The sequence below is a fragment of the Microlunatus sp. YIM B11417 genome (assembly GCF_059617205.1).
This window is the reverse complement of sequence record NZ_JCAMPJ010000014.1, coordinates 37,866-62,275: the sequence shown is the minus strand read 5'-3', so window position 1 is coordinate 62,275 and position 24,410 is coordinate 37,866. Positions and strand designations below refer to the sequence as shown.

Annotated in this window: 26 protein-coding genes; 9 read left to right on the top strand and 17 right to left on the bottom strand. The window is 69.4% G+C overall.

All coding sequences use genetic code 11. The features are described from left to right. Positions 1 to 6: 6 nt before the first annotated feature. The 4 genes from AC6CCG_RS33275 to pepN form a co-directional block, all read right to left on the bottom strand. The gene (locus tag AC6CCG_RS33275; RefSeq protein WP_496659156.1) at positions 7 to 963 is read right to left on the bottom strand and encodes an ABC transporter permease; all 957 of its coding nucleotides are present in this window, start codon (positions 961 to 963) and stop codon (positions 7 to 9) included. Beyond that, complete coding sequence (locus tag AC6CCG_RS33270; protein WP_496659155.1) at positions 956 to 1,876, bottom strand: ABC transporter permease; 921 nt, start codon at positions 1,874 to 1,876, stop codon at positions 956 to 958. The genes AC6CCG_RS33275 and AC6CCG_RS33270 overlap by 8 nt, the downstream gene beginning before the upstream one ends. Before the next feature lie 147 nt (positions 1,877 to 2,023). Continuing rightward, a complete protein-coding gene (locus AC6CCG_RS33265) occupies positions 2,024 to 3,658 on the bottom strand; it encodes a peptide ABC transporter substrate-binding protein (protein WP_496659203.1) in 1,635 nt (544 codons plus the stop codon). A gap of 169 nt (positions 3,659 to 3,827) precedes the next feature. After that, a complete protein-coding gene (gene pepN / locus AC6CCG_RS33260) occupies positions 3,828 to 6,323 on the bottom strand; it encodes an aminopeptidase N (RefSeq protein ID WP_496659154.1) in 2,496 nt (831 codons plus the stop codon). 86 nt (positions 6,324 to 6,409) lie between these two features. On the opposite strand from pepN, the gene AC6CCG_RS33255 reads away from it, so the two are divergent. Together AC6CCG_RS33255 and AC6CCG_RS33250 are read left to right on the top strand one after the other, a co-directional pair. After that, positions 6,410 to 7,498: a hypothetical protein gene (locus AC6CCG_RS33255; protein ID WP_496659153.1), complete on the top strand. Its 1,089-nt coding sequence runs from the start codon at positions 6,410 to 6,412 to the stop codon at positions 7,496 to 7,498. 42 nt (positions 7,499 to 7,540) lie between these two features. Beyond that, positions 7,541 to 8,749, top strand: a complete 1,209-nt coding sequence (locus AC6CCG_RS33250) for a GNAT family N-acetyltransferase (RefSeq protein ID WP_496659152.1) — start codon at positions 7,541 to 7,543, stop codon at positions 8,747 to 8,749. Positions 8,750 to 8,752: 3 nt separating this feature from the next. Here AC6CCG_RS33250 and AC6CCG_RS33245 read toward each other — a convergent pair whose 3' ends face one another. From AC6CCG_RS33245 to AC6CCG_RS33235, 3 genes are read right to left on the bottom strand one after another with little or no spacing between them, the layout of a single operon-like run. Further along, positions 8,753 to 9,592 (bottom strand): hypothetical protein, encoded by an 840-nt coding sequence (locus AC6CCG_RS33245; RefSeq protein ID WP_496659151.1) that lies wholly within the window; start codon positions 9,590 to 9,592, stop codon positions 8,753 to 8,755. Between the two features lie 29 nt (positions 9,593 to 9,621). Beyond that, on the bottom strand, positions 9,622 to 10,638 hold the full coding sequence (locus tag AC6CCG_RS33240; RefSeq protein ID WP_496659150.1) for a hemolysin family protein: 1,017 nt from the start codon (positions 10,636 to 10,638) through the stop codon (positions 9,622 to 9,624). Then, positions 10,635 to 12,002 carry a hemolysin family protein gene (locus tag AC6CCG_RS33235; protein ID WP_496659149.1) on the bottom strand — a complete coding sequence of 456 codons (1,368 nt, stop codon included), beginning with the start codon at positions 12,000 to 12,002 and terminating at the stop codon, positions 10,635 to 10,637. Before AC6CCG_RS33235 ends, AC6CCG_RS33240 begins: the two co-directional genes overlap by 4 nt. 87 nt (positions 12,003 to 12,089) lie before the next feature. On the opposite strand from AC6CCG_RS33235, the gene AC6CCG_RS33230 reads away from it, so the two are divergent. Together AC6CCG_RS33230 and AC6CCG_RS33225 are read left to right on the top strand one after the other, a co-directional pair. After that, positions 12,090 to 12,905: a helix-turn-helix domain-containing protein gene (locus AC6CCG_RS33230; protein ID WP_496659148.1), complete on the top strand. Its 816-nt coding sequence runs from the start codon at positions 12,090 to 12,092 to the stop codon at positions 12,903 to 12,905. A 47-nt stretch (positions 12,906 to 12,952) separates the two neighbouring features. Further along, positions 12,953 to 13,312, top strand: coding sequence for a VOC family protein (locus AC6CCG_RS33225; protein WP_496659147.1), 360 nt, complete (start codon positions 12,953 to 12,955; stop codon positions 13,310 to 13,312). On the opposite strand, the gene AC6CCG_RS33220 is transcribed toward AC6CCG_RS33225, so the two are convergent. Further along, the gene (locus AC6CCG_RS33220; RefSeq protein ID WP_496659146.1) at positions 13,313 to 13,519 is read right to left on the bottom strand and encodes a hypothetical protein; all 207 of its coding nucleotides are present in this window, start codon (positions 13,517 to 13,519) and stop codon (positions 13,313 to 13,315) included. It lies immediately after the preceding gene. 78 nt (positions 13,520 to 13,597) lie between these two features. Between AC6CCG_RS33220 and AC6CCG_RS33215 the strand changes: the two genes are divergently transcribed. Beyond that, the gene (locus AC6CCG_RS33215; protein WP_496659145.1) at positions 13,598 to 14,605 is read left to right on the top strand and encodes an iron-siderophore ABC transporter substrate-binding protein; all 1,008 of its coding nucleotides are present in this window, start codon (positions 13,598 to 13,600) and stop codon (positions 14,603 to 14,605) included. A 9-nt stretch (positions 14,606 to 14,614) separates the two neighbouring features. Here AC6CCG_RS33215 and AC6CCG_RS33210 read toward each other — a convergent pair whose 3' ends face one another. Beyond that, on the bottom strand, positions 14,615 to 15,013 hold the full coding sequence (locus AC6CCG_RS33210; protein ID WP_496659144.1) for a PPOX class F420-dependent oxidoreductase: 399 nt from the start codon (positions 15,011 to 15,013) through the stop codon (positions 14,615 to 14,617). Between the two features lie 31 nt (positions 15,014 to 15,044). Here AC6CCG_RS33210 and AC6CCG_RS33205 point away from each other — a divergent pair, with 31 nt between their 5' ends. Together AC6CCG_RS33205 and AC6CCG_RS33200 are read left to right on the top strand one after the other, a co-directional pair. Next, positions 15,045 to 16,853, top strand: coding sequence for a S9 family peptidase (locus AC6CCG_RS33205; RefSeq protein ID WP_496659143.1), 1,809 nt, complete (start codon positions 15,045 to 15,047; stop codon positions 16,851 to 16,853). A gap of 5 nt (positions 16,854 to 16,858) precedes the next feature. Then, on the top strand, positions 16,859 to 18,070 hold the full coding sequence (locus tag AC6CCG_RS33200; protein ID WP_496659142.1) for an MFS transporter: 1,212 nt from the start codon (positions 16,859 to 16,861) through the stop codon (positions 18,068 to 18,070). On the opposite strand, the gene AC6CCG_RS33195 is transcribed toward AC6CCG_RS33200, so the two are convergent. Next, positions 18,022 to 18,471, bottom strand: coding sequence for a cytidine deaminase (locus AC6CCG_RS33195; protein WP_496659141.1), 450 nt, complete (start codon positions 18,469 to 18,471; stop codon positions 18,022 to 18,024). The two genes, AC6CCG_RS33200 and AC6CCG_RS33195, sit on opposite strands and share 49 nt — an antisense overlap. Before the next feature lie 254 nt (positions 18,472 to 18,725). Here AC6CCG_RS33195 and AC6CCG_RS33190 point away from each other — a divergent pair, with 254 nt between their 5' ends. Further along, positions 18,726 to 19,400, top strand: a complete 675-nt coding sequence (locus tag AC6CCG_RS33190; RefSeq protein WP_496659140.1) for a hypothetical protein — start codon at positions 18,726 to 18,728, stop codon at positions 19,398 to 19,400. Between the two features lie 71 nt (positions 19,401 to 19,471). Here the strand turns inward: AC6CCG_RS33190 and AC6CCG_RS33185 are convergent, their stop codons facing one another. The 4 genes from AC6CCG_RS33185 to AC6CCG_RS33170 all read right to left on the bottom strand — a co-directional run bounded on the left by AC6CCG_RS33185 (position 19,472) and on the right by AC6CCG_RS33170 (position 22,077). Beyond that, positions 19,472 to 19,888 (bottom strand): MerR family transcriptional regulator, encoded by a 417-nt coding sequence (locus tag AC6CCG_RS33185; RefSeq protein WP_496659139.1) that lies wholly within the window; start codon positions 19,886 to 19,888, stop codon positions 19,472 to 19,474. A gap of 97 nt (positions 19,889 to 19,985) precedes the next feature. Then, positions 19,986 to 20,801 carry a DUF6357 family protein gene (locus AC6CCG_RS33180; RefSeq protein WP_496659138.1) on the bottom strand — a complete coding sequence of 272 codons (816 nt, stop codon included), beginning with the start codon at positions 20,799 to 20,801 and terminating at the stop codon, positions 19,986 to 19,988. Further along, entirely contained in the window at positions 20,798 to 21,136 is a 339-nt protein-coding gene (locus AC6CCG_RS33175) for a hypothetical protein (protein ID WP_496659137.1), read from the bottom strand. Before AC6CCG_RS33175 ends, AC6CCG_RS33180 begins: the two co-directional genes overlap by 4 nt. A gap of 137 nt (positions 21,137 to 21,273) precedes the next feature. Next, positions 21,274 to 22,077: an arginase family protein gene (locus AC6CCG_RS33170; protein ID WP_496659136.1), complete on the bottom strand. Its 804-nt coding sequence runs from the start codon at positions 22,075 to 22,077 to the stop codon at positions 21,274 to 21,276. A gap of 130 nt (positions 22,078 to 22,207) precedes the next feature. On the opposite strand from AC6CCG_RS33170, the gene AC6CCG_RS33165 reads away from it, so the two are divergent. Beyond that, the gene (locus tag AC6CCG_RS33165; protein WP_496659135.1) at positions 22,208 to 22,549 is read left to right on the top strand and encodes a YciI family protein; all 342 of its coding nucleotides are present in this window, start codon (positions 22,208 to 22,210) and stop codon (positions 22,547 to 22,549) included. 313 nt (positions 22,550 to 22,862) lie between these two features. On the opposite strand, the gene AC6CCG_RS33160 is transcribed toward AC6CCG_RS33165, so the two are convergent. Genes AC6CCG_RS33160 through AC6CCG_RS33150 form a run of 3 tightly spaced genes read right to left on the bottom strand, consistent with a single transcriptional unit; the run spans position 22,863 to position 24,244 of the window. After that, a complete protein-coding gene (locus AC6CCG_RS33160) occupies positions 22,863 to 23,282 on the bottom strand; it encodes a PIN domain nuclease (RefSeq protein WP_496659134.1) in 420 nt (139 codons plus the stop codon). Continuing rightward, positions 23,273 to 23,500: a type II toxin-antitoxin system VapB family antitoxin gene (gene vapB, locus AC6CCG_RS33155; protein ID WP_496659133.1), complete on the bottom strand. Its 228-nt coding sequence runs from the start codon at positions 23,498 to 23,500 to the stop codon at positions 23,273 to 23,275. Before vapB ends, AC6CCG_RS33160 begins: the two co-directional genes overlap by 10 nt. Positions 23,501 to 23,548: 48 nt before the next feature. Further along, complete coding sequence (locus AC6CCG_RS33150; RefSeq protein WP_496659132.1) at positions 23,549 to 24,244, bottom strand: phosphotransferase family protein; 696 nt, start codon at positions 24,242 to 24,244, stop codon at positions 23,549 to 23,551. Between the last annotated feature and the right edge of the window lie 166 nt (positions 24,245 to 24,410).

Sequence of the window (24,410 nt, the reverse complement as noted above, 5' to 3'; positions counted from 1 at the left end):
CCCTCCTCAGCGGAGCTTCGGATCGAGAGCGTCCCGGACGGCGTCGCCGAGCATGATGAACGCCAGCACGGTGATCGACAGGAACAGGCTCGGGAACAGCAGCATGTGCGGCGCGGTCCGGATCAGGCCGATCCCGGACGCGTCGGAGATCGCCTGACCCCAGGAGATCGCCGGCGGCTGCAGGCCGATGCCGAGGAACGACAGCGTCCCCTCGGTGGCGATGAAGACGCCGAGGTTGATCGTCGCGACGACGATCACCGGTGCGGCCGCGTTCGGCAGGATGTGCTGGAAGATCAACCGGGCCGGGCTGGCACCCAGCGCGCGGGCCGCCTGGACGTAGTCGTTCGGTTTGACCTGGAGCACGCTGGAGCGCATCACCCGGGCCGTCTGCGGCCAGCTGATCAAGGTCATCACCAGGACCACCTTGCCGACCAGCTGCAGGTACGGATCTCCTGCGTGGTTGGGGAACTGGTAGAGGAACAGCAGGCCGCCCAAGATCAACGGGATGGCGAAGAAGATCTCCCCGATCCGGGACAGCACCGCATCCACCCAGCCGCCCAGGTAGGCGCCGAGAGTGCCCAGGCCGCCGCCGATGATCACGGTCAGCAGGGTGGTCAACAGGCCGACGATCAAGGACGAGCGCGCGCCGTGGATGGTCCGGGCGTAGACGTCGTACCCCTGTGAATCCATGCCGAACCAGGCCTTGTCGAACGACGGGGCCTCCCGGGCCCGGCGCAGGTCGGCGAAGTTCGGGTCGGTCTGGGTGAACAGCTGCGGCACGATCGCCATCAGCAGGATGATCACGATCAGGCCGGCCGAGATCCAGAAGATCGGGTTGCCGCGCAGTTCGCGCCAGGCGTCGGACCAGAGCGAACGAGCCTGCTGGCCGCCGCCGTCCGGCTTGCCGCCGACCTGCTCCGCCTGCTGCGGTGAGATCAACGGGATGGTCGTCGGTTCAGCCATGACCGATCCTCGGGTCGAGCACCCCGTACAGGATGTCCACGATCAGGTTCATCAGCAGGTACACCAGCACCAGCACCACCACCGCACCGACCACCGAGACGCCGTCCTTCTGGTTGACGCTGCGGAAGATGAAGCCGCCGATGCCGTTGATGTTGAAGATCCGCTCGGTGACCACCGCGCCGCCCATCAGGGTGCCGATGTCGGTGCCGACGAAGGTCACCACCGGGATCAGCGAGTTGCGCAGCGTGTGCACGCCGATCACGCGCCGGTTGGTCAGGCCCTTGGCCTTTCCGGTCCGGACGTAGTCGGAACGGAGGTTCTCCACCAGCGAGGCCCGGGTCAGCCGGGACACGAAGGCAACCGACAACGTGCCGAGCACGAAACCGGGTAACAGCAACTGGTACAGGGTTCCCTGGGTCGAGGTGACCGGGAAGATGCCGAGTCGGACGCCGAACACGAGCTGGGCCATCGTGCCGATCACGAACACCGGGACGGCGATCACGCAGAGGGTGCTGACCAGGACCAGGTTGTCCAGGAAGCGTCCCTTGCGGATGCCGGCCAGGACGCCGGCCGTGATGCCGATCAGGACCTCGCAGCTGATCGCGATCGCGGTCAGCGTGATCGTCGTCGGATACCGGATCGCCAACTCGTGCGCGACCTCGTTGCCGTAGAAGTTGGTGCCGAGGTCACCCTGCAGGAGCTTGCCGAGGTAGAGCACGTACTGGACCAGCAGCGGCTGGTCGAGGTTGTACTCCTCGGTGAACTTGGCGACGTAACCGGGCTGGCAGGGTCGCTCGCCGCAGCGGCCGGCGATGGGATCGCCGAGGCCGAAGACCGCAAGATAAAGAACGAAGATCGTGCCCAAGAAGACCGGGATCATCTGCAGTACCCGGCGCACGATGAAGGTTGCCATCCGCCCTTCCCTTCAGGAGATACGTCCCTTTTCAGGTGGACGTGACCTGAGCATGCCGAAACGGGTGAGCCCCGACAAGCTCAGGCCGCGTGGGCCACGGGAATCGGCCGAGGGGGGGGGGGTTCTCCACCCCCCCTCGGCCGTCCGTCACTGCTTGACTTCGATCTGGGCGTAGTCGATGACGCCGAAGGCGTTCGTCTCGACGTTGGTCACCCGGTCGGACCAGCCGATCACGGCGGCGTCGAACCAGGTCGGGAAGGCGGGCAGATCCTCGATCAGCTTCGCCTCGGCGTCCTGGTAGAACTTGTTCGCCTCGTCCGGAGTCTTCGCCGCGTTGCCCTTCTGCAGGTCGGCCTGGAACTCCGGGTTGTCGTACCGGACATCGTTGGACGACGCACCCTTGGCGTAGATCGGGGTGAGGAAGTTCTCGATGCTCGGGTAGTCCATCTGCCAGCCCTGCCGGAAGATGCCCTTGCGCTCCTTCTTGTTCAGCTGATCGCGCAGGGTCTTGAAGTCCGGCGTGATCTCGACGGCGCAGTCGATGCCGAGCGCGTTCTTCAGCGAGTTGCAGACCGCCTCGGCCATCGGCTTGTGGCCGCCGTCCTGGTTGACGCCGAAGGTCAGCGTGCCCTTGTAGCCACCGGCCTTGTCGTACAGCTCCTTGGCCTTGGCCGCGTCGAACTTGCACCACTCGCCACAGGCACCGGCCTTGTAGCCGTTCACCACCGGCGAGACGAAGCTGTCGGCCGGGATCCGGCTGCCGTTGTAGATCTGCTTGGTGATCAGGTCCCGGTCCACCGCCATCGAGATCGCGCGGCGCAGGTCCCGGTTCTTCAACTGCTCGTCGACCGGCGAGAAACCGATCGCCTGGATCACACCCTGCTCCTTGACCAGCCAGCGATCCGGCAGGTCCGACTTGTACAGGTCGTCCACCATCATGTCCGGCGGGATGATGTCGGTCGCGTCGAGGTTGCCGCCCTGCACGTCGCGGTACGCGGCGCCCGGGTCGTTGTAGATCCGGAAGGTGATCTGGTCCGGCTTGCCCTTGTACTCACCCGAGTAGTCGGCGAACTTCTTGAAGACGTACTGGGTGTCGTCGATCATCTCGGCCTGGTACGGGCCGGCGCCGATCGGCTTGGTCTTGAAGCTGTCCGGGTTCTCGAAGAACGCGTCCGGCTGCGGCGCGAAGGCGGAGTAACCCAGGCGGACGATCAGGTTCGAGACCGCGCTGGTGGTCTTGATCGTGAACGTGTAGTCGTCGACGACCTTCAGGCCGGAGAGCTTGTCGGTCTTCGGCTTCGGATCGCATTCCTCGTTCGAGCAGGCGACGTCTGCGTAACCCTCGATCGGCTCGAAGAAGTAGCTGCCCTGCTGGCCGTTGGCGCCGGCGGCGGTGTAGTTCCAGGCATCGACGAAGTTGTGAGCCTTCACCTCGGTGCCGTCGTGGAACTTGTACCCCTGCTTCAGCTTCACGGTGAAGTTGAGGTTGTCCGTCGTGTCGATGCTCTCGGCGATGTCGTACTCCGGCGTCGCATCCTTGAGCGTGTAGTGCATCAGCTTCGAGGTCAGCAGGTCGAGCATGTTGCCCCCACACACCTCGGCCGTGTTGCCTGCGACGAGCGGATTCTGCGGCGTGCAGCCGCGGACCGTGATCTCGCCCCCGGTGGTCGCGGCTCCGCTCTGGCCGGGGTCAGTGGGTGTTCCGCCGCCGCCACATGCCGACGCGATGAGCGCCAGGCTGCCGATCGCCGCGGCGATCGCTGCGCGAGCTCTTCCTCGCATGGAACGTCTCCTCCTCCAGATGGCGCCCGGATCGCGGGCGCGAAAGGACCGCGCCTCCTGACCGCGCGGCTTGACCATTTCTAGGCCATCGTCGTCCATCACCGCAAGGCGTGGTGCCGATCACGGTGGACGCGAAACAAGATTGTGACCACCGGCTCTGTTATCGATATCAGCCGAAGCGACGCCTGGCCGCGACTGCTCGCCGGAGCCGGTCCGTGCCGTCCACGAGGGCCCGCCGGAGCGGGTCTGCGAGCCCGTCACCGGCCAGGGTCTGCTCGGCCAGAGCGAGGGTTTCCTCGCTCACCGCCAGGTACGGATACGCCAGCTCGGCGGTCCGGCCGAGGGCCCAGCCGGTACGGAATCCGGCCGTCGCGCCGACCTCGGCGAAGTAGCGCCGCACGTAGCCGGCGGCCAGCTCCTCCTGGCCGGGCCGGAAGAATCCCTCCGCGGTCGCGTACACCTGATAGGCCGAGGCCGAGGACGCGCTCATCAGCAACGCCCAGGCCTGCTCCTTCGCCGCGGCGTCCGGCAGCGCGGCCCTGGCCCGGGCCGCGTGCTGCTCGGCCAGCGCCGACCGGTCGGCCGCCAGCCGCTCCTCGATCAGCGACGCGTCGCCGGTCAGCTCGCTCAGCCGGGACACCAGGGCCCAGCTCAGGTCAGGATCGAGCTCCAGCCCGGTCGGCAGCGCGGCGCCGGAGAGCCAGCCGCGGAGCAGTTCGGGATCGGTCGCCGTCGGGATCGCCGCCCGGAACGCCAGCAGTTGGCGGTCGGAACCGGCGGCGGCACCGGCCATCGCGGCCACGGCCACCCGGTGCAGATCCGCCTGCCGGGCGGCCCGCTCGGCCGGTGGGCAGTACGGCCCGATCAGCTCGGTCCGGGCGAACCGGGCCATCGCCTCCCAGACCACGTCCTCCGTCTCGGCGGGCAGCGCCGCCAGGATCAGCCGCAGCGCCTCGGCCGGGTCCAGCGCCGCGTCGCGAACCGCGTCCCGGGCGGCGTTGAGGACGACCAGCCGGATCGCCGGGTCGGTGATTCGGCCGATCACCGCGGTCAGCCGCGGCCAGTCCGCACCGTCGAAGGCGATCTTGGCCCAGGTCTCGTCGGACGCGTCGGGGACGACCAGGCCCTCCGACAGGCTCAGGGCACGAAGCGGGTGCGGTTCGGCGGCCAGCTGGATCCGGGTCCGTTCGGCCACCGCCCCCGCGTCGTCCAGGCGGGCCACCTCGATGGCGTGGGTCCGGTCGGCCGGATGATCGGCGGGGGCGATCCGGCGGACCGCGCCGTCGGCGACCGCGATCGTGTCCAGGCCGGAGGTACGCAGCCAGTTGGCGGCCCAGCTGTCCAGGTCGACCGCGCCGGCCCGGGTCCAGGCCGCGATCAGGTCGGCGAACTCGGCGTTGCCGTACGCGTGGCGGGCGAAGTAGTCCTTCAGCCCGCCCAGGAAGACGTCGTCGCCGAGGTAGGCGACCAGCTGCCGCAGCACCGCAGCACCCTTGGCGTAGGAGATCCCGTCGAAGTCCTGCAGCGCGGACTGGGCGTCGGCCGAACCGTTGCCGGCGACCGGGTGGGTGGAGGGTGCCTGGTCCGCGATCCGGCCCCAGTCCTTCCGGATGCCGAACTCCATCCAGAGCGGATAGTCGGTCGCCTCGGTGCAGCAGCGGTGCGCGACATACTCGGCGAACGACTCGTTCAGCCACAGGTCGTCCCACCAGGTCATCGTGACCAGGTCGCCGAACCACTGGTGGGCCATCTCGTGGGCGATCAGCCCGGCCCGGCCGGCCCGCTGGGCGGTGGTCGCCCGGGACCGGTAGATCAGCTGGTCGCGGATCGTGATGCAGCCGGGGTTCTCCATCGCACCCGCGTTGAAATCGGGCACGAAGGCCTGGTGGTACTCGCCGAACGGATAGCGGACACCGAACGTGCGGTGGTAGTAGTCGAACGCCTGGCTGGTCACCTCGATCAGGTCCGCCGCCTCGGCCTGCAGCTGTTCGCCGAGCGAGGCCCGGACGTGGAAGCCGAGTTCGATCCCGTCGTGCTGATGCCGTACGGACGCGTACGGGCCGGCGACCAGGGTGACGAAGTAGGTGGACAGCGGCCGGTCCTGGACGATCCGCCAGCGCCCGGGTGCCTCGGCGACCGCGGGCCCGTTGCCGATCACGGTCCAGTCCTCGGGCGCAGTCACCCCGAGTTCGTACGGCGCCTTCAGGTCGGGCTGGTCGAAGCAGGCGAACCAACGCGGCGCGGCATCCAGGAACGACATCGCATAGAGATAGGTATGCCCGTCGGCCGGATCGACGTGCCGGTGCAGGCCCTCGCCGTCGCTGGAGTAGGCCATCTCGCCCGCGACGACGACCGTGTTGGCCTCGGCCAGGCCGGTCAGCTCGATCCGGCCGTTCCGCCAGCTCGAGTCCGGCAGGGCGGTGCCGTTCAGGGTGGCCGCGATCAGCCGGCGGCCCTTGAAATCAAGGAAGGTCCGGTCACCCGGGGTGGCCCGGAACTCGATCGTCGCGGTGGAGGCGAAGACCTCGCCGGCCGGCCCGTCGAGGGTCGCGGCGGTGAGATCGAGGTCGACCCGCATCGACGTCACGGTGATCATGGACGCCCGCTGCTCGGCCTCGGACCGGAGCAGGCTGACGGGTTCGGTTTCGCTGGAGTCGGCGCGCACAGTCGAAACCTACCTTTCGACCGGCAACGGTCTCCTTTCGGGACGAATCGTTTCCGGCCCGGGGCGGGTTCAGTAGTGTTCGACCCATGGCGGAAACCCGGCGCATGTCGCCCATGGCCCTGTCCATGCGTAAGCGCAGCCTGCTGGTCTGGGGCATCGTCCTCATCGTCGTCTGGGCGGCGATCACCGTCCCGGTCACCCTGGCCTACGGTCAGGGCGACGCGCTCAGGCAGGTGGGCATGGTGATCGCGCTGCAGATCTTCATCGGCATCCTGGCCCTGCTCGGCGTCATCTTCCTGATCGTCGGGATCTCCGGCGAGATCAGATCGAAGAGCTTCAACCGGCGGGACTGGGCGCTGGCCGACGCACTGCACGAGTCGCTCGGCGAGTTGTGGCACGAGCCGTCCGAGCTGGCGTACCGGGTCGCCGAGGGTGACGCGACCATCAGCCAGGCCCGGCTGGTCGAGATCGAGCGGCACTTCGACTCCCAGACCGAGGGCGCGATCAACGGCACGATGAGCCATCAGTTGCGGATGTTCGGCACCTCCTTCTCCAGCTCGTACGGCACCGCCCGGGCGACCGGCCCGCGGACCGCGTCGATGAGCTCGTCCTCGGCCGGCGTCTTCTCCGGCTCGATCCGCGGCCTCAGCCAGGTCAACCTCAATGTCAGCACGACGACCAGGAACAACCTGATGGGCGACGCCCTCTTCGCCGTCTTCGAGGCGCCCGGCCCGGCGGGCCACCGCGACACGTACCGGGTGATCAGCATGTCCCAGCCCGGCGTGGTCGGCTGGCTCCGGGAACTGATCGGGTTCGCCGCCAATCAGGTCGGCGGCCCGCGGACCCACGCCGGCGGCACCGTGCTGAGCTGGTCGGACAACCTGACCAACCGCTTCGCCCCCGGCGACATCTCCTACGTCACCGACCGGCTGAAGGCGCTGCAGAGCCGGCCCGCCGAGGAACGCGAGACCGTCACCGTCTTCGGCAGCGCGTCCGGCCGGAACGCCGTGATCGCCACCGCACTCTCGATCGGCGGCACCCAGCAACTGAGCATGATGCCCGCCCGCTTCCCCGAGCTCTTCGGCCGGGCCCTCGCCATCGGCGTCGCCAACGGCGAGCAGCGGCTGGCGGGCCGGCCGGCGGTCCAGCAGAGCATCACCGACCGCGCCGGCTGACCCGACGCGTCCGCCGCGCGGCGGATCGGTTAGCTTCAGCGGGTGACCGTGACCGTGCGACCACTGACTTCCGAGGATGCCGAGGCGTCCCGACGGCTCGGCTGGGAGGCGTTCGGCGCGCCCAGCACACCGCCGACCGAACCCGCCTCGCTGGCCGGCGACGGCAAGGCCTGGTACGGGGCGTTCGTCACCGGTGCCGACGGGACCGAGCGGCTCGGGGCGCGGATGCTGGACCGGTTCTTCGAGTCCTGGTTCGGCGGGCGGCGGGTGGCGACGGCCGGGATCGCGGGTGTGACGACGGCGGCCGAGGACCGCGGGCAGGGGCTGCTCTCGCCGCTGTTCGCCGAGCTGCTGGCTGGCGCCCGGAAGCGCGGCGCGGTGATCTCGAGCCTGTTCCCGACCGCGCCGAAGATCTATCGGCGGTTCGGCTACGAGGTGGTCGGTGACCTGGTCGACGTCGAGGTTCCGGCGGTCTCGCTGGCCGGCGTGGAGGCTCCGGCCGGCGGATCGGTCCGCCGCGCGACGGCCGCTGATCTGCCGGCGATCTTCGAGTGCTACTCGGCCTGGGCCGCCGCGCAGCAGGGTCCGCTGACCCGCGACGGTGCCGCGTTCGCCGGCCAGGTGGAGCAACTGCTGTCCGAGTTCACCGGCGTCACGGTCGCGGAAGATGATCATGGAAAGCTCGTCGGGTACGCGCTCTGGGACCGCGGGCAGGGGTACGGGCCGGGCTCGATGATCACCGTGGACGAGCTGATCGCCACCACTCCGGACGGCTACCGCGGCCTGCTCCGCACGCTGGGCTCGTTCTCCTCGGTGACGCCGACGATCAAGCTCAGCAGCTCTGGCTTCGACGCGGTGCGGGCGATGCTGCCGGCGCTGGACTGGCAGGTGGTCAAGCGCAGTCCGTACATGATCAACGTGATCGACGTGGCCGGTGCGCTGTCCCGCCGCGGCTACCACTTCGGCTACGAGGCGGTGCTCGACTTCGCGGTCGCTGATCATTTCGTGGCCGGCAACAACGGCTCCTACCGGCTCCGGATCGCCGGCGGTCGCGGCCGCTGCGAACGGTCCCAGCCGGAGCCGGACCAGCGGGTGTTCACCGCCCGCGGGCTGGCCGCCCTGTTCGCCGGGGCGCTTCCGCTCGCCGAACTCCGGGCGACCGGCCTGCTGACCGGCGGCGACCCGGCCACGGACTCGGCCTGGGACGGCGCGTTCGGCGGGCCGTCTCTGCAGATCCGGGACTACTTCTGACGATCAGGAATCACAGCCGGTACGGGAGCCCGGCAGGGCGTTGATCAACAACTTCCGCGGCTTGCCGCCGACGGTCCACAGCCCGAACCGGTTGCGCAGCGACGCCTGGTAGACCTGCTCCGCCTCGGCGCCGCGCAGCTCACCGCACGCCGTGCCGCGGAACGACCTGGTCCGCTCGGTCAGGACCCGCTCCGGGTCGGGACCCGGCCACGGTTCGGCGGTGCCCTTCTCGCCACCGTGCCGGCGCTGCTCGTACACGAAGATCAACTCCGGCTGGTACGGCTGCCAGGGCGCGTCACCCGCGAGGGCCTCGGCGCTGTCGATCAAGGACCGCAGCAGATCCCGGCGACTCCGCAGCCAGGGCGAGAGGCCCTCCTCCATGGCGGGCCCGAACGCGTAGGGCCGGTGCCGTACCGGCTCGCCCGTTCCGTGCAGCAGCAGATCGAGCGAACCGACGTCGGTGATCTGGGGCGACCCGAAGTCGAGTTCGCGGTCCAGCCCCGCGGCCCGGGCCCGCTCGGCGAGCCCGGCCACCAGCTCCGGAGCGATCATGGTCTGCCGATAGCTGCGGTGCCAGCCGTCGGCGAAGTTCTGCTTCTCGGCCATGATCATCCGGCCGTCGCCGTACACCACCAGCCAGGGCGCCGTGGTCGCGTACAGCTCGGGCGGGGCCAGCCCGCCGGCACCGTAGGTGACCTCCAGGACGAGCTGTTCCGGCGGCAGCGGCTCGGCTCGCGCCGGGTCGTCCGGGAGTGCGGTCCGGCCGAACACCGAACACGCCCCGAGCAGCAGCGAGGCCAGCACCGCGGCCGCCGCGATCATCCTGATCAGATGCCTGGTCACGGCCCGATTATCCGCGGTCGAGGTCCGGATCAGCCGCTGATCGTGCCGACCAGTTCCTCCAGGATGTCCTCCAGCGCGACCAGACCCAGGGTCGCTCCGTCCGGGCCGGCCACCCGGGCCAGATGGACACCCTGCCCTTGCAGGGCACGCAGCGCACGGTGCAGCCGGGTGTCCGGCGCGACCGTGATCAAGGAACGGATCCGGTGCTCCGGCACCGGCCGGTCCGGCGCGTCGGCGCCGAGCACGTCCTTGACGTGCAGGTAGCCGACGACCTCACCGTCCCGGACCATCGGGTAGCGGGAGAAGCCGGTCTCGGCGCAGAGCCGCTCGATCTCGGCCGGCGTCGTCTCGGGCGAGACGGTGAGCAACCCGTCCAGCGGCAGCATCACCTGGCCGACCGTGTGCTGCTCGAACTCGAGCGCGCCCGAGACGAGGCCGTACTCGTCGGCGTCGAGGAGGCCCTCCCGGCGCGACTCGTCGACCAGGCCGGTCACCTCCTCGTGGGTGTACGTGGAGCCGACCTCGTCCTTCGGCTCGACCCCGAACAACCGGACCGCCGCGTTGGCGACGGCGTTCAGCGCGACCACGAACGGCCGGAGCAGGAAGATCACGACGAGCATGAACGGGCCCAGGACCAACGCGGCCCGGTCCGGCCCGGCCAGCGCGATGTTCTTCGGCACCATCTCGCCCAGCACGACGTGACACCAGACCACCAGCACGGTCGCCAGGACCAGCGCGATCGGGTGCACCAGGAACTCCGGGATGCCGACGGCCAGGAAGAGCGGCTCGATGGTGTGCGCGATGACCGGCTCGGACACCGCGCCGAGGCCGAGGGTGCACAGGGTGATGCCGAGCTGGGCGCCGGCCATCGCGAGGCTGACCTGTTCCATGGCCCGGATCGCCATCCGGGCCGACCAGCGGCCGCGTTCGGCGAGCGGCTCGATCGTGGCACGGCGGGCGGAGACGAGGGCGAACTCGGAGGCGACGAAGAGGGCGTTGCCGAACAGCAGCGCGACGGTGATCGCCAACCCGGCCCAGAAGTTCATCGCCGGCCCTCCCCCGCCGCCGGGTCGTCCAGGACGGTCAGCCGCAGCCGGTCGATCCGGCGCCGGACCACCTGCTCGACCCGCAGTTCGACCTCGACCGGCTCGGGGACGAACTCCTCGGACCGCTGGGCCCGTTCACCGCGGACCCGGACCGTGTCGCCGACGGCGGCGATCCGGCCGAGCCGGTGCAGCACCAGGCCGGCGATCGTCTCGTAGTCGGCGTGCTCGGGCAGCACGATGCCGGTCCGCTCGGTCACCTCGTCGGGCCGGAGCAGGCCGGACAGGGTCCAGTTGCCGCCACGGGCCCGGACCGAGGTGGCCAGCCGGTCGTGCTCGTCGGCGATCTCACCGACGATCTCCTCGACCAGATCCTCCAGCGTGACGATGCCGTCGGTGCCGCCGTACTCGTCGATGACCAGGGCGAACTGGTACGGAGCCGCGCGCAGTTCGGCCAGCAGCGGGTCCAGCTCGATGCTGTCGGGGACCCGGGCCACCGGCGTGACCAGCTCGCCGAGCCGTACCTGATCGCGGCGGCCGGCCTCGATCTGCAGTGCCTGGCGCAGATGGACCAGGCCGAGCACGTCGTCGGCGTCCCGGCCGATCACCGGGAACCGGGAGTGGCCCGATTCCCGGGTGGCCCGGATCAGGTCGGCCGCCGAGTCGCCGGCCTGCAGGAAGCGGACCCGCACGCGCGCGACCCGTACGTCCGCGGCGGTCCGGTCGCCGAACGCGATGCTCCGGTCCACCAGGTCGGCGGTCGGCCGGTCCAAGGCGCCTTCGGACGCCGACCGGCGGATCAGGTAGCGCAACTCGTTGGGCGACCGCGCCGAGCGCAACTCCTCCTGCGGCTCGATCCCGTTGAACCGCAGGATGCCGTTCGCGGCGCCGTTGAGCAACCGGATCGGCCAGGCCATCGCCTTGGTGAAGGCCCGCATCGGCAGCTGGGTCAGCACGGCGATCCGCATCGGCAACGCCAGCGCCAGGTTCTTCGGGATCAGCTCGCCGAGCAGCATCGTGACCACCGTGCTGCCGAACAGGGCGAGCGCCAGGGCGATGGCGCTGATCGCGGTCTCGTCAAGGCCCGCGATGCCGCCGAGCGGCCGCCGCAACAAGGTCGCGATCGCGGGTTCGGCCAGGTAGCCGATGGCGAGGTTGGTCAGGGTGATGCCCAGCTGCGCACCGCTGAGCTGGGTGGACAGCGTGCTGAGCGCTCGGCCGACACCGGCGGCGCCGCGTTCCCCTGCTTGCGTGGCCCGGTCGACGGTGGCCCGGTCGACCGTCACGAAGGCGAACTCGGCGGCGACGAACAGGCCGCAGGCCACCATCAACAGCAGGGAGACGGCCAGCAGAATCCATTCGGTCATCGCGGCTGGCTCGCGGTACGCAGTTCGTTCAAGGTCCCGCGATTCTAGCCGTTGGCCCGGCACGGACTCGAATGGCAGGCTGACCTGGTGAGTCTGTACGGGCGGGTACCGCGCCGGCCGGAGCTGGCCGCCATCGTGGAACGCCTCTGGTACGTCGAGAATCCGGGCCTCGACGGGCTGGAGGTGAAGCTGCCGACCGGCACCGCGCAGGTGTTGATCAACCTCGGCGGCGACCGGCTCAGCTGTGCCGCGGCGGACCGCAGACAGGCCGTCGGGCCGCTCGCCCTGGCCTCGATCAGTTGCGGCCCGGAAGTGCTCGACCGCTCCGAACAGCGCCGCCTGGTCGGTGTCGTGATCCGGCCCGAGGCCGTCGGCGCCCTGGCTCGGGTCCCGGCCGACCGGGTCGGTCCGCTGGTGGCTCTCGATCAACTCTGGGGCGCTTCGGCGGAACGGTTGCGCGACCTCGCCGAGCCGGTCGTCGGCGGGCCGGCCGTGCTGGACCGGGTCGAGGCGGAGCTGGCCGAGCTGGTCCGGGCGGGTGACGCCGTTGCCGGCGACACCACGGTCCGACAGGTGATCAGGAGGCTGCGCCGCAACGAACGGGTCGGCGACATCGGCGACGCGATCGGCCTGAGCCAGTCCACCTGGACCCGCCGGTTCCGGGCCGCTGTCGGGCTGACCCCGAAGCGCTATCAGCGGGTGCTGCGACTGGAGCGGGTGATCATGCTGGCCCGGCGCAGCGGAGCCGAGCAGGTGGATTGGGCCGGGCTGGCGATCAGCGCCGGCTACTACGACCAGGCGCACCTGATCGGCGACTTCACCGAGCTGACCGGCACCTCCCCCGCCCGCTGGTTCGCCGGCGACCCGGCGGCGGCGTTCCACGGGCCGCTGCCCGTACCGTGACGAATTTCTCCAAGACCCGGTGAGCCGGGCCGGGCAGGCTGTTGATCATGAACTTCACCAAGATCACGCCCTACCTGCGCTACCCGGACGGCGATGCCGCGGTCGAGTGGCTGACCCGGGTGCTCGGCTTCGGGCCGGCCCGGTGCGCCCGGGACGAGAACGGCGCCTGGTACGAGGGCGACCTCGTGGTGGGTGACGGCACGATCGCGATCAGCGGCGGCGGGGCCGCCGGGAGTGCGTACCTGATCATCTCCGTGCCCGACGCCGATGCCCAGTACCGCAAGATCGTCGAGGCCGGGGTGGAGATCGACGAACCGCAGGACAAGCCGTACGGGCCGCGGACCGTCAGCGTCACGGACCCGTGGGGCAACGTCTGGGACTTCTGGCAGGGCGAGGCCGAATTCTGATCAGCGGCGGCGCTCGTTGCCGCGCTTGTAGTTGCCGGTCGCCCGGGCCAGCAGTTGTTGATCTTGGTCCGGATCGGCGCCGAGCTTGCCGATCAGGGACGCCGCGGCGGTTCCGGCCACAACGGTCACCTGACGGCCGCCGCGGCTGATCAATACCCGGCCCTCCTTGGTGATCCGGTAGTCGAACGGGTCGTCCTCGAGTCCCACCCTCGCCCCTCTCGTCCTCGACCCAGCCAACCGGAGGACGGCGATCAACGCCAATTCCCTTAGGTTAGCCTTAGCAACATGCAATCCGCCCGCAGCCTCACTGTTCTGCTGCTCACCGTCCTCGCCCTGCTGGCCGTACCGGCCTGCGCCGCGACCACCGCCGGCCCCACCGACAGCGGCAGTGCGCCGGCGGCGAGCGATGACGGCGCCTTTCCGGTGACCATGACGCACAAGTTCGGCACCACGACGATCGAGGCCCGGCCGCAGCGCGTGGTGACGGTCGGGTTCAACGACCAGGACTTCGCCCTCGCGGTCGGCGTCGAGCCGGTCGGCGTGCGGGAGTTCCTGGGTTACCCGGCGCCCGATCGCCCGTGGGCCCCTGAGGGCGTCCGCGGTAAGAAGCTGCCCACGGTCGGCAGCCAGGATCTCGACCTGGAGGCGATCGCCAAGCTGGAGCCGGACCTGATCCTCGGCATCAATGCCTACATCGACGACGAGGCGTACGGCCTGCTCAGCGGCATCGCCCCGACCGTGGCACAGACCGCGGACCATCCCGAGGGGGCGACCCCGTGGGACGAGCAGACCGAGCAGACCGGCCGGGCCCTCGGCCGGTCCGAGCAGGCGACCAAGATCATCGCGGAGACCAGGGCGGTCTTCGAGGCGGCCAAGGCCGAGCATCCCGAATTCGCCGGGAAGCGCGCCGCGTTCCTGCTCGGCTCGAACGCCTCCGGGTTCTACAACCTCGGCACCGACGACTACCGCACCGGCTGGCTGACCGAGCTCGGTTTCGAGCTGGACGCGAAGGGTGGCGAGATCAGCTACGAGAAGCTGGACACGCTCGACCGCGACGTGCTGCTCGGCGAAGGAGTCGCCGAGGCCGACCTGAAGCGCGACCTGGTCCAGCAGCTGACCGTCGTCAAGGAGGGCCGCTACGTCGGCCTCGGTGCCTTCGACGACGACTTCGCCGCCGCGCTCGGCTTCAACTCCCCGATCAGCCTGCCGTTCCTGCTCGACATCGCCGTACCCCGGCTGGCCGCCGCGACGGACGGTGACCCGGCGACCGCGCCGGCCGGCTACCCCGAGTAGCGACCATGATCACCGGGCCGCGTAGCCGGTCACCCTGGTCGGCGTGACCCGGACGATCACCCGCACGAAGCCTTCCGGGTCGGGATCCTTCGGCTTGCCGTCGTACTTCCAGGACAGCTCGTTGTCGAAGGCGAAGCCGCCCTCCTCGGTGATCGTCGCGGTGCCGCGGATCTCGGCATAGTTCTCCGGATCGGCCAGATCGAAGATCGTGATGCTGACCCGCGGATCGCGGCGCAGGTTGCGGTCCTTCTGCCGGCCGGCGACCGTACAGAACAGCACGTCGTCGCCGTCCCGGCCGATCCACATCGGCGAGGTCTGGGGTGCGCCGTCCGGATTCACCGTAGCCAGCACGGCGTAGTTGCGCCCGTCGACCAGGGCGCGGACCTTTTCGTTCAGGGTCACGATCATCCGGCCAGGCTAAGGGCGCTAGGTTAATCGTGTGACACGCGATCCCCAGTCGATCATCACCGCGCTGTTGGACCTGCAGAGTTGGCAGGTCTTCGACATCGATCCCGAAGGCCGGATCCTGGCCGGCAACGACGCGCCGGGCAGTCTCCAGCTGGTGGAGCTGGCACCGGACGGGACCCAGACTCCGCTGACCGACCTGCCGTCCCGGTGCTCCGGGCGTTATCTGCCCGGCTCGTCGCCGCGGAAGGTGGTGGTCCAGCACGACACCGACGGCGACGAGCGGATGCAGCTGTCGCTGCTGACGATCGAGCCGGGCCGGGCTCCGTACACGCTGGCCGAGCTGACCCCGCTGGTCCGGGACTCGGCCTTCATGCACGTGTTGCAGGACGTCACCGACAGCTCGCTGATCTACTCGACGAACCGGGGCAACGGTGTCGACATGGACGTGATCGTCCGCGACCTGGCCGACGGCTCCGAAACGATCTTGTACGACGGCGGCGGCTACGTCGCCACCGTCGTCGCCTCCCATGATCAACGCAGCGTCGCCGTCAGCACGCTGTCCCGGCAGCCGGCCAGCACCGCCGTCTTCCTGGCGGGTGCGGAGTCGGGGCCGGTCACCGACCCGGACGAGCACGCCCACCACGGGCACCTGGCCTGGGCGGCCGGCGACGACGCCCTGATCATGAGCTCCAACCATGATCGCGAGTTCAACGCCGTGGTCCGGGTGTCCCTCGACGGCACTGAGTGGCGTCCGCTGGTTGCCGCCGATGATCATGATCTGTTGGTGGACGTCTCGCCGGACGGTACGGCGCTCGCGGTCGGGCATCTGGTCGACGGGGCCGTCACGATCAGCGTGCACGACGCCGACGGCACCCACCGGGCCGACGTGTCGACGCCGGAGGACGGCATCCCGACGATCGTCTGGGCGCCCGACTCCTCGGCGTTCGCGATGCAGGTCAGCTCGCCGACCGACCCCGGCTCGATCTTCCGGGTGGACGCCCGGACCGGCGCGACCACCTTGATCATCGACGGCCGGGCTCAGCTGCCCGCCGGCCTCGAGCTGTCCCCGCCGAGCGTGCACCGGGTGCCGACCGAGGACGGCGAGCAGGTGCCCTGCTTCGTCCACCGCCCGCCCGCCGGCGCGGATCCGAAGCTGGCCGGGGCGTCGGTGCTGCACATCCACGGCGGCCCGGAGAGCCTGGCCATGCGGATGTTCAGCCCGGTGATCCAGGCCCTGGCGGCGGTCGGCCTGACTGTGCTGGTGCCGAACGTGCGCGGCTCCGACGGTTACGGCAAGCGCTGGGTGAGCCTGGACGACGTCGAGCTGCGGCTGGACTCGGTGGCCGACCTGGGCGCCCTGCACGCCTGGCTGCCTGAACTCGGGCTCGACCAGGACCGCAGTGCCCTCTGGGGCGGCTCCTACGGCGGCTACATGGTGCTGGCCGGCGTGACGATGCAGCCGGGGCTGTGGGCGGCCGGCGTGGACATCGTCGGCATCTCGTCCTTGATCACGTTCCTGGAGAACACGTCGGACTACCGGCGGGCGTACCGGGAGCGCGAGTACGGCCGGCTGGACACCGACCGGGATTTCCTGATCAAGGCCTCGCCGATCACGTACCTTGATCAACTCACCAGTCCGCTGTTCATCATCCACGGCGCCAACGACCCGCGGGTCCCGTTGTCCGAGGCCGAGCAGATCGCGGCGGCGCTGGACGAGCGGGGCATCCGCAACGAGCTCAAGGTGTACGCCGACGAGGGGCACGGGCTGGCCAAGCGGGCCAACCGGCTCGACGCCTACCCGGCCGCGATCGCCTTCCTGTCCGAACTCCTGGCCCGCTGACGATCATGACGACCAAGGGTGCGCTGCCCTACCATGCGCTGATCTGGCTCGCCGTCGCGACCTTCTCGACCGGCATCGACGGCTACGTCCTGGCCGGGCTGCTGCCGACCATCGCCGGCGAACTGACCGTCACCGAGGCGCTGGCCGGCCAGCTGGTCTCGATCTTCGCCCTGACCTCCGCCCTCGCCGCACCGGTGCTCGGCGCCGCGACCAGTGGCTGGGAGCGACGGCGCACGATCGGACTGTCGTTGGCCGTCTTCGTGATCGGCAACCTGATCACCGCGATCGCGCCGAACTACCCGATCGCCCTGAGCGGCCGGGTGGTGGCCGCCCTCGGGGCGAGCCTGATGAACGCGGCGATCTCCGGCTACGTGATCCACCTGGTCCCGGAACGGCACCGCGGCAAGGCACTCTCGTTCGTGCTCGGCGGCTGGATGACGGCGACCGCGCTCGGCGTACCCGTCGGGCTGCTGCTCGGCCAGTCCAGCTGGCGGTTCCCGTTGATCATGGTCTCGGTGGTCGGCGCGATCGCGCTGGTCGGGATCCTGATCAAGCTGCCGCACCTGGACCTACCGCCCAGCACGCTGGCCCAGCGGTTGCGGCCGCTGCGACAGGTCCGGCTGGTCTCCGGGCTGCTGGTCAGCACCGGCATCCTGTGTGCGAGCTACACCTGCTTCACGTACGCGGTGCTGATCTTGGGACCGAGCCACCCGGCCGGCTGGATGATCATCCTGATCATGTTCGGCTACGGGCTGGCCAGCCTGCTCGGCAACACGTTCACCGGCCGGCTGGCGGACCGGTTCGGCGCGGTCCGGGTGCTCAGCATCATCCTGGCCGGCCTGTTCCTGAACAGTGTGCTGGGCGCCGTCACCTTCGCCTTCGCCCCGCTCGCCGTGGTCGCGGTGCTCGGCCTGGTCTGGTTCTTCCTGGCCGGCGTCGGCAACGGCGGCGCCGCGGTGCCGCAGCAGGCCCGGCTGGCCTCGATGGCCCCGGAATCGGCAGCGATCGTCATGGCCCTGAACGGCAGCGCGATCTCCCTCGGCTCCGCGCTCGGCGGCGGCCTCGGCGGTGTCGCCCTCACCGCCGGCGTCCAGCCCGGCGGGCTCCTGGTCGTCGCCGCAGCGGTGCTGGCGGCAACCTTGATCCTGCACACGCTCGTCACCCTGGCTCAGGCGCGCCACGCCTCCGTCTCGCCGGGGAACGCCGTCAGCCAGTAGTGCGGCAGCAATTCGCGCAGCGGCAACCAGCGGACCCGGGTCGCGTCGCCGGCATCGGCAACCGCGGCCAGCACCTCCGGCCCGTGCCCGGCCAGCCGTTCCCGGCAGATCCCGCACGGGCTGAGCACCACGAAGCCACGCTCCGGATCGCGGTGCAGGCAGACCGACGCCACGATCCGCTGGTCGAGCCGGTACGCCGCGCAGTACGGCTCCAGCTCGTGACAGACCTCAGTGCTCGGATTGACGAAGTCCGGGCTGGTCCCGGTCAGGACCGTCCCGTCGGCCAGCAACACGGCCGCCGCCCCTCGATGATCATCACCCGGAAACCGCCGCTCGATCAGCTCACGACAGGCCTCGACCGTCGCCTCCAGCGCGACCGGGTCCGGACCTTGATCAGCCACTACGGCACTCCTTCGGTGGGCAGGTTCACCACCGTAACCCCGCCCTCGAGTCCGGACTCGCCTGGCGGAACACCGTTCGGCCCCTGGCCGGATTTGACCGGGTTCGCCAAAAGGTTGGCCGGCGAACACAGGCGAAGCCTAGATTCGCGCGCATGCGGACCACATCTCCTTCACGTATCGCCAGGCTACGTTCCAGGTGCGTCCCCGCTGTCGTCGCGGCTCTCGCCCTGGCAACCGCGGCCGGCGTCAATGTCGTGGCAGCCACGCCCGCCGCCGCCGTGCCGACCAGCATCACCGGGGTCGTCGCTCAGGATGCCGACGGGCTGGTGATCAAGCGCGCGGCGCCGCACTCGAAGTATCACCGGATCGGCACCCTGACCGCCGGCACGCACGTCACGATCCTCTGCCAGACCGCGGGCGAGTTGCGCACCGGACCGCGCGGCACCAACGACATCTGGGACTTCACCTCGGGTGGTTACTGGCTGCCGGACGTGGAGGTCCGTACCGGTCAGGAACCCGGCTACGTCGTCGATCGCTGCGACGGGGTCGGCCCGTCGACTCGGGAGAATCCCTACACGGCGGACTGGGCGATCAGCCGGGCCTTCGAACTCCTGGGCAGCACTGCCTGGGAGGACCAGTGCCTCGTCTTCGTCCGTAACCGCTACGGCTGGCTGAACGGGTCCGGTTGGGCCACTGCCGAGATCGGTGGAGACTACTTCGCCTCGCGCGGGTTGCTGCACCAGGGCGTGCCACCTCGGGGCGCCCTGGTCTGGTACCACAATTCCCGCGGCTCCGGCCATGTCGCGATCAGCCTCGGCCAGGGCAAGGTGATCGGCACGTCAGTCAACGGCCGGGTCGGTGTCGCGAATTACACCGATCACAGCGAGCCGCGCGGTTGGTCGACGGCCGACTTCCCGTACGCGTCGTAATCCGGACCACTCTCTCGTTGCCACGTCGAACCCGCTGAGCTGAAGAGCTGTCGTGACATCCCCGCCGACGATCAAGCCTCCGTCGCGGCGAGCGCGCTGCGGTGCGAGTTGATCTTGCGGTTGATCAACTCAAGATCACGTTGCAGGTCGGCGATGTGGGCCTGGACGCGGTCGCGGTGTGCCTCCAGCAGGAGGGCGCGGTCGAGGTCGGTCGACGGGCCGGCGCGCAACAGTTCGGCGTACCGGCGCATCTCGGCCACCGGCATCCCGGTCGCCCGCAGCCTGATCAGCAGCACCAGCCGTTTCAGGTCCCGCCGGTCGAACCTTCGGCGCCCGGCGCTGTCCCGCGGCACCTGGTCGAGCAGGCCTTCGCGTTCGTACCAGCGCAGGGTGTCGATGGACAGCCCGGTCAGTTCGGACACCTGCCCGATGGCCAGGGGCCCGTCCGTCTCCGGTTCGAATTCCGGAACGCCACACGTCTCGTCCATCCCAGCAGCATGCCCCCTGGAGTGCACTCCAGGTCAAGCAGCGAGGTCTCACGGACGAGTAGCCGGAACTCGAACCGGACCGGACTTTCGTCGGTGATCATCCGGCTCCCTTGCGGGCCCGCTCGGCGGCCTCCGAGCACATCAGGAAGCTCACGGTGTTCACGGCGTCGTCGGTGAGTCGAGGGTAGGCACGGCGGACGGCACGCTCGACCTTCTCCTCGATCCGTTTCCACTCCCGCTTCTTCGCCAGGGTGTGCTCGCCGCCCAGCCACCCGGTGGAGAGCCGCATCCCGGCGCAGGCCCGTTCCGCGGTCGCGATCACCTGCATCACCTCAGGCAGCAGGTCCGGATCGACGGCCTCGGGTTCCCGGCTGGGAACCTTCCCGCCGTGCAGGTAACGGCCGGTGTACTTGAGCAGGGCGGTGTCGAGCGGAGTGAGCCGTACGCCGCGCCGGGCACGGTTCCGGTTCGCGGTGTACTCGTGCACCCGCTGCCAGTCCGAGTGCTCGGTCGCGGAACGGAGGGCGGCGAACAGCTCTCCCCGTTCGAGCAGCGCGATGTCCGCACCCTGGGCGACAAGTTGCTGCCGCTCCCAGCGGATGTCGCGGAACAGCGACTCGACCTCGGCGGGCGTACCGAAGAGAATCGGGTCCAGCAATCCCATTGCCGCGCGCTCGTCGAGCGGGCCACGGGTCCCGGCCGCGTCGCACAGCGGCAAGATCGCGGACCACAGCAGCAGGTGCCGGGTCAGGTCGTTCTTGATCACCTCGAGGTGGGCCGCCGTGATCGGGAAGCTGAACGTACGGGGATCATGGAGCGCATCGGCTCCCGCACCGAGCCGGATCCTGAGTTGATCACCCTCGCGGATGACTGCCGGGATCCAGCCGCTCCTGGCGAACACGACCTCACTCATGGGGTGAGCCTGCCACCTGGTGCGGGGCATGTCGGATCGAGGGTCTGGACCGCAAACTCGCCGTCGCGGGTTTCCGGCGAGCCGGGATCACCGTCACGGTCGGGCGTGGCGATTGGGGCTACGAGTTGATCGGCGCCGAGCTGGCCGAACTCCCGCTCACCATCGAGGCGCTGTATCGGCAGGGACAGGAGAACACCGACGCGGAACCGATCGACGACCAGATCGAGATTGATCAAGCCGTCCGCGCCCTGACCGGGCCGCTCGGTCCCGCACCGTACAGGATCGTCTTCGCCCTCCCGAACCGGCATCTGCTCGTGTACTCGGTCCTTGATCAAGAAGGCTGCCTGGAGTCCGCCGCCAGGGTCACCGAGGTCGCGTACGGCCTCTGCATCGACGACGGCCGGGAGAGGCCTTCGCGCGACCCCTTCCGCTCGGCGATCGCTGAGCGACATCAGGCATGGAGACCGTACGGTCAACGGTCGTCGGCTTCGGGCCAGTCCAGGTCGGCACCCAGCGCTGCGGCGAGCCGGCTGATCGTCCGGCGGCTGGCCTCGTCGCCGACGCGGTCCGGCAACCACGCGCAGGCGAGACAGGCCGCGACGACCTCGGCGGTGGCACAGGCCGCGGCCAAGCAGTCCTCGAGCTGAGCGAGGGACGGACCGGGGCCGGCCGGGAAACGTGCGCCTGGCACCTCCTCGGCCTCAAGGACATCGATGTCGAGGTGGAGATAGACCGGGACGTCACCGAGCCGACGGAGCGCGGCCGTGATCGCGGCGGGGTCGGCCGGGATGCGGCGAACCTGGCTGGCGGCCAGCGCGTCATCCTCGGCGGGGTCGAGGTCACGAGCATCGGCGAGCACGACACCGGCCTCGGAGACGGGCTGGAGACCGAGCGGGTCGTCGAAGAGAGCGGGCGTCCGACCGGTCAGCATCGCGAGCGCCATGCCGCCGACGTACCCGCTGGTCGAGATCGCGGGCGTATTGAAGTCACCATGGGCGTCCAGCCACAGCACGGCCAGGTCCCGATGGCGGCCCTGGATCCCAGCCACGACGGCCCGGGCCGTCGGGCAGTCGCCTGCAAGCACCAGCGGCCGGGCCGTCTGGGTGATGGCATCGCAGGCCGCCCGGTGCAGCACGCTCATCCGGGCGGGTACGGAGCCGGACGGGAGATCCGGCGGCACCACCGGAGTCGCCGTCGCCGGGATCGGGAAGCCCGGGATGGTTTCGTCGAGATGCCAAGGCGCGACGATCAGCTCCCAGGGGCCGTGATCAACCATGAAGTGGCTCCCTTCAACTCGGGCAAGGAAAGTTGCGCCCACCAGTGTCGGATCGTCCGCGAATCGTTCGTGGAGGGGTTGACGCGGCACCGCGCCGCTGAGACAAACGCTACTGACACGAGGAGCAGCCATGACCCAATACATCATCTACTTCAACCAGCAGTGGGTCGGCCACCACAGCGAGGAGTGGTTCGGCGACCGCGGCCCGCTCGCCAGAGCCGTCGTGGAGGAGATGAAGGCCGCCGGCGTCCACGTCTTCGCCGGCGGACTCGACGAGGACCTCGACAACGCCTTCAACGCCGATGCGACGAGCGGCACGCTCAAGATCACCGCCGGGCGCTACGGCACTTCCACGGAGTATCTCGGCGGCCTGACGGTCGTGGACGTCCCCGACGACGAGGCGGCGAAGCTGTGGGCCGGCAAGATCGCCGAGGCATGCGGCTGGCCCCAGGAGGTCCGCCGGATCGAGTGATCCTTGCCCGGAAACGTAGGTCGCGACGGCCGCTAGGGTTCTCACCTGAGCGGAAGGCATCGCCCTGACCACCATCCCTTCTCGCCCCCGCGATCTCCGATCATGCCGAGGAGATCGCAGCAGCGGGCCTCAAGGCGAACAAGACCGGCGTCACCTTCTCGCCGCACAAGCCGATCCCGGATGATCTTGTGACGCGGCTCGCCCAAGCATCGAGCAAGCACGTTGACGGCTGAGTGGCCTCGGCCGCGGATTCGTCCGTTGTCTCCCGGACCAAGGTGAGGCGCGACCATCCTCCGTGGATCGCTTTGCATGATCAGCGCAAGGCAAGCGTCTCCACCGACTGTCCCGTGATCTCGGCGATCAGATCGAAGTCCTTGTCCACGGCCAAAACCGTCAGCCCGGCCTTCTCCGCGGATGCGGCTATCAGGAGATCCGGGATGGATGGCGCACGATGTTGACCACGGTCGGCGAGCAACATCTGCACCTCGAAGGCGCGGTCCTCCATCGCGGGTGTCAGATGCTCGATCGGCATCAGCGACAGAGGCGGCAGCCCGAACGCTCCCCGCCCGGCATCGCCCGATCGGGCGGAGAAGCCGAGTTCGAGTCGTGTCACCGTCGAGAGTCGCACGAGACCTCGCTCGATGCGCGCGTTCCACTCCTCGCTGCGCGCTGCGCGTCCTGACTGCATCCGGGCGTACGCCGACTTGTCGATCAGCCAGCCGGTCACCGCCACGCGGCATCCATCACGTCGTCGTCCGCAAGATCGCCGAACGCCGCGGCGGAGCGGTCCCAGTCCGCAGCCGTCAGCGCGGTCTCGGGGTTTGCGCGAGTCGCCACCCCTTCAAGCTTCCGGCGCAGGAACTCGTTGCGGGACAGACCCAGGTGTGCCGCCTCTGCGTCGATGCGTTCGACCGCCGCGTCGCTGAGCCCTCGGATGAGCACGTTCGTCATGACGACCACCTCCAAGACGATGATATCGCGATATCACTCGTGCCTCCATCACGATGGCCGAAGCAAGCTGGACCACGGCTCCGCGTCCGCACGGGACGTGAACTCGAGGAAGTCGACCAGCGACGCGCTGCGTGGCGCCGCCCAGTTGCGGTCTTCCGAAGTGGAAGGTCGCTTGAGGAGTCGCGCCAGCGCCAAGTAGCGGTGATACCACAGCGCGTCGCGCTCGAGTGTGAGTTCGGGATCTCCCGCAGCCGCAGCTCCGAGCGCCGCACGATACCCGGAGACCACGTCGGGCAGTGATCGGATCCGAAGGCCCACGAGATCTCGGGCCGGATTGCCCCACTGGGCGCATCCCCAGTCCAGCAACGCCGTGACAGTCCCGTCGCCATCGACCATGACGTTCGTCTCGCTCACATCACGGTGAACGAGGACCGGGTCGGCCGACGACGGGCCGCCCGGCTGGAGGAACTCGAACGACTCGAGGAGCCAGTCGCGTTGTGAGGTTCCGATCTCACCCGCCTCCGAGAGGTCGCGGACCAACTCCGTTACGGAGAACGGGTACGGCTCCGGGAACGACTCGATCGGGCCAGTGCTCTTGCGATCGATCCGATGAAGGCCCGCCAGAACGCGCCCGAGTGACTCGTACGTACGCCGCAGGGCGACAGGATCAGAGGGTTGATCGGCCAGGGTTACTCCATGCGCCCGCTCACGAGTCGATTGTAAGCGAGCAAGCCGACTTGCCACGGGACCACGGGCACGGATCTGCCCCGTGACCTGCGGAGATGCACCAGATCACACGTTGAGGCGGAACTCGACTGGATTGAGTAGTGAACAACATGACGGAGCGAAGATGCGAACCTGTCGCGCAACGAGCCAGGGGCAAATAGAGCGCGCTGGTGCTATGTTCCTA

What these genes read in the sequence shown, in the direction of transcription:
- AC6CCG_RS33210 (WP_496659144.1), bottom strand. Translation starts at nt 15,013, where the DNA reads ATGATCGTGACCCTGAACGAAAAGGTCCGCGCCCTGGTCGACGGGCGC.
- AC6CCG_RS33235 (WP_496659149.1), bottom strand. Translation starts at nt 12,002, where the DNA reads ATGACCGAATGGATTCTGCTGGCCGTCTCCCTGCTGTTGATGGTGGCC.
- AC6CCG_RS33185 (WP_496659139.1), bottom strand. Translation starts at nt 19,888, where the DNA reads ATGGACGAGACGTGTGGCGTTCCGGAATTCGAACCGGAGACGGACGGG.
- AC6CCG_RS33225 (WP_496659147.1), top strand. Translation starts at nt 12,953, where the DNA reads ATGAACTTCACCAAGATCACGCCCTACCTGCGCTACCCGGACGGCGAT.
- AC6CCG_RS33215 (WP_496659145.1), top strand. Translation starts at nt 13,598, where the DNA reads ATGCAATCCGCCCGCAGCCTCACTGTTCTGCTGCTCACCGTCCTCGCC.
- AC6CCG_RS33240 (WP_496659150.1), bottom strand. Translation starts at nt 10,638, where the DNA reads ATGAACTTCTGGGCCGGGTTGGCGATCACCGTCGCGCTGCTGTTCGGC.
- AC6CCG_RS33165 (WP_496659135.1), top strand. Translation starts at nt 22,208, where the DNA reads ATGACCCAATACATCATCTACTTCAACCAGCAGTGGGTCGGCCACCAC.
- vapB (WP_496659133.1), bottom strand. Translation starts at nt 23,500, where the DNA reads ATGACGAACGTGCTCATCCGAGGGCTCAGCGACGCGGCGGTCGAACGC.
- AC6CCG_RS33170 (WP_496659136.1), bottom strand. Translation starts at nt 22,077, where the DNA reads ATGGTTGATCACGGCCCCTGGGAGCTGATCGTCGCGCCTTGGCATCTC.
- AC6CCG_RS33200 (WP_496659142.1), top strand. Translation starts at nt 16,859, where the DNA reads ATGACGACCAAGGGTGCGCTGCCCTACCATGCGCTGATCTGGCTCGCC.
- AC6CCG_RS33270 (WP_496659155.1), bottom strand. Translation starts at nt 1,876, where the DNA reads ATGGCAACCTTCATCGTGCGCCGGGTACTGCAGATGATCCCGGTCTTC.
- AC6CCG_RS33275 (WP_496659156.1), bottom strand. Translation starts at nt 963, where the DNA reads ATGGCTGAACCGACGACCATCCCGTTGATCTCACCGCAGCAGGCGGAG.
- AC6CCG_RS33180 (WP_496659138.1), bottom strand. Translation starts at nt 20,801, where the DNA reads ATGAGTGAGGTCGTGTTCGCCAGGAGCGGCTGGATCCCGGCAGTCATC.
- AC6CCG_RS33265 (WP_496659203.1), bottom strand. Translation starts at nt 3,658, where the DNA reads ATGCGAGGAAGAGCTCGCGCAGCGATCGCCGCGGCGATCGGCAGCCTG.
- AC6CCG_RS33255 (WP_496659153.1), top strand. Translation starts at nt 6,410, where the DNA reads ATGGCGGAAACCCGGCGCATGTCGCCCATGGCCCTGTCCATGCGTAAG.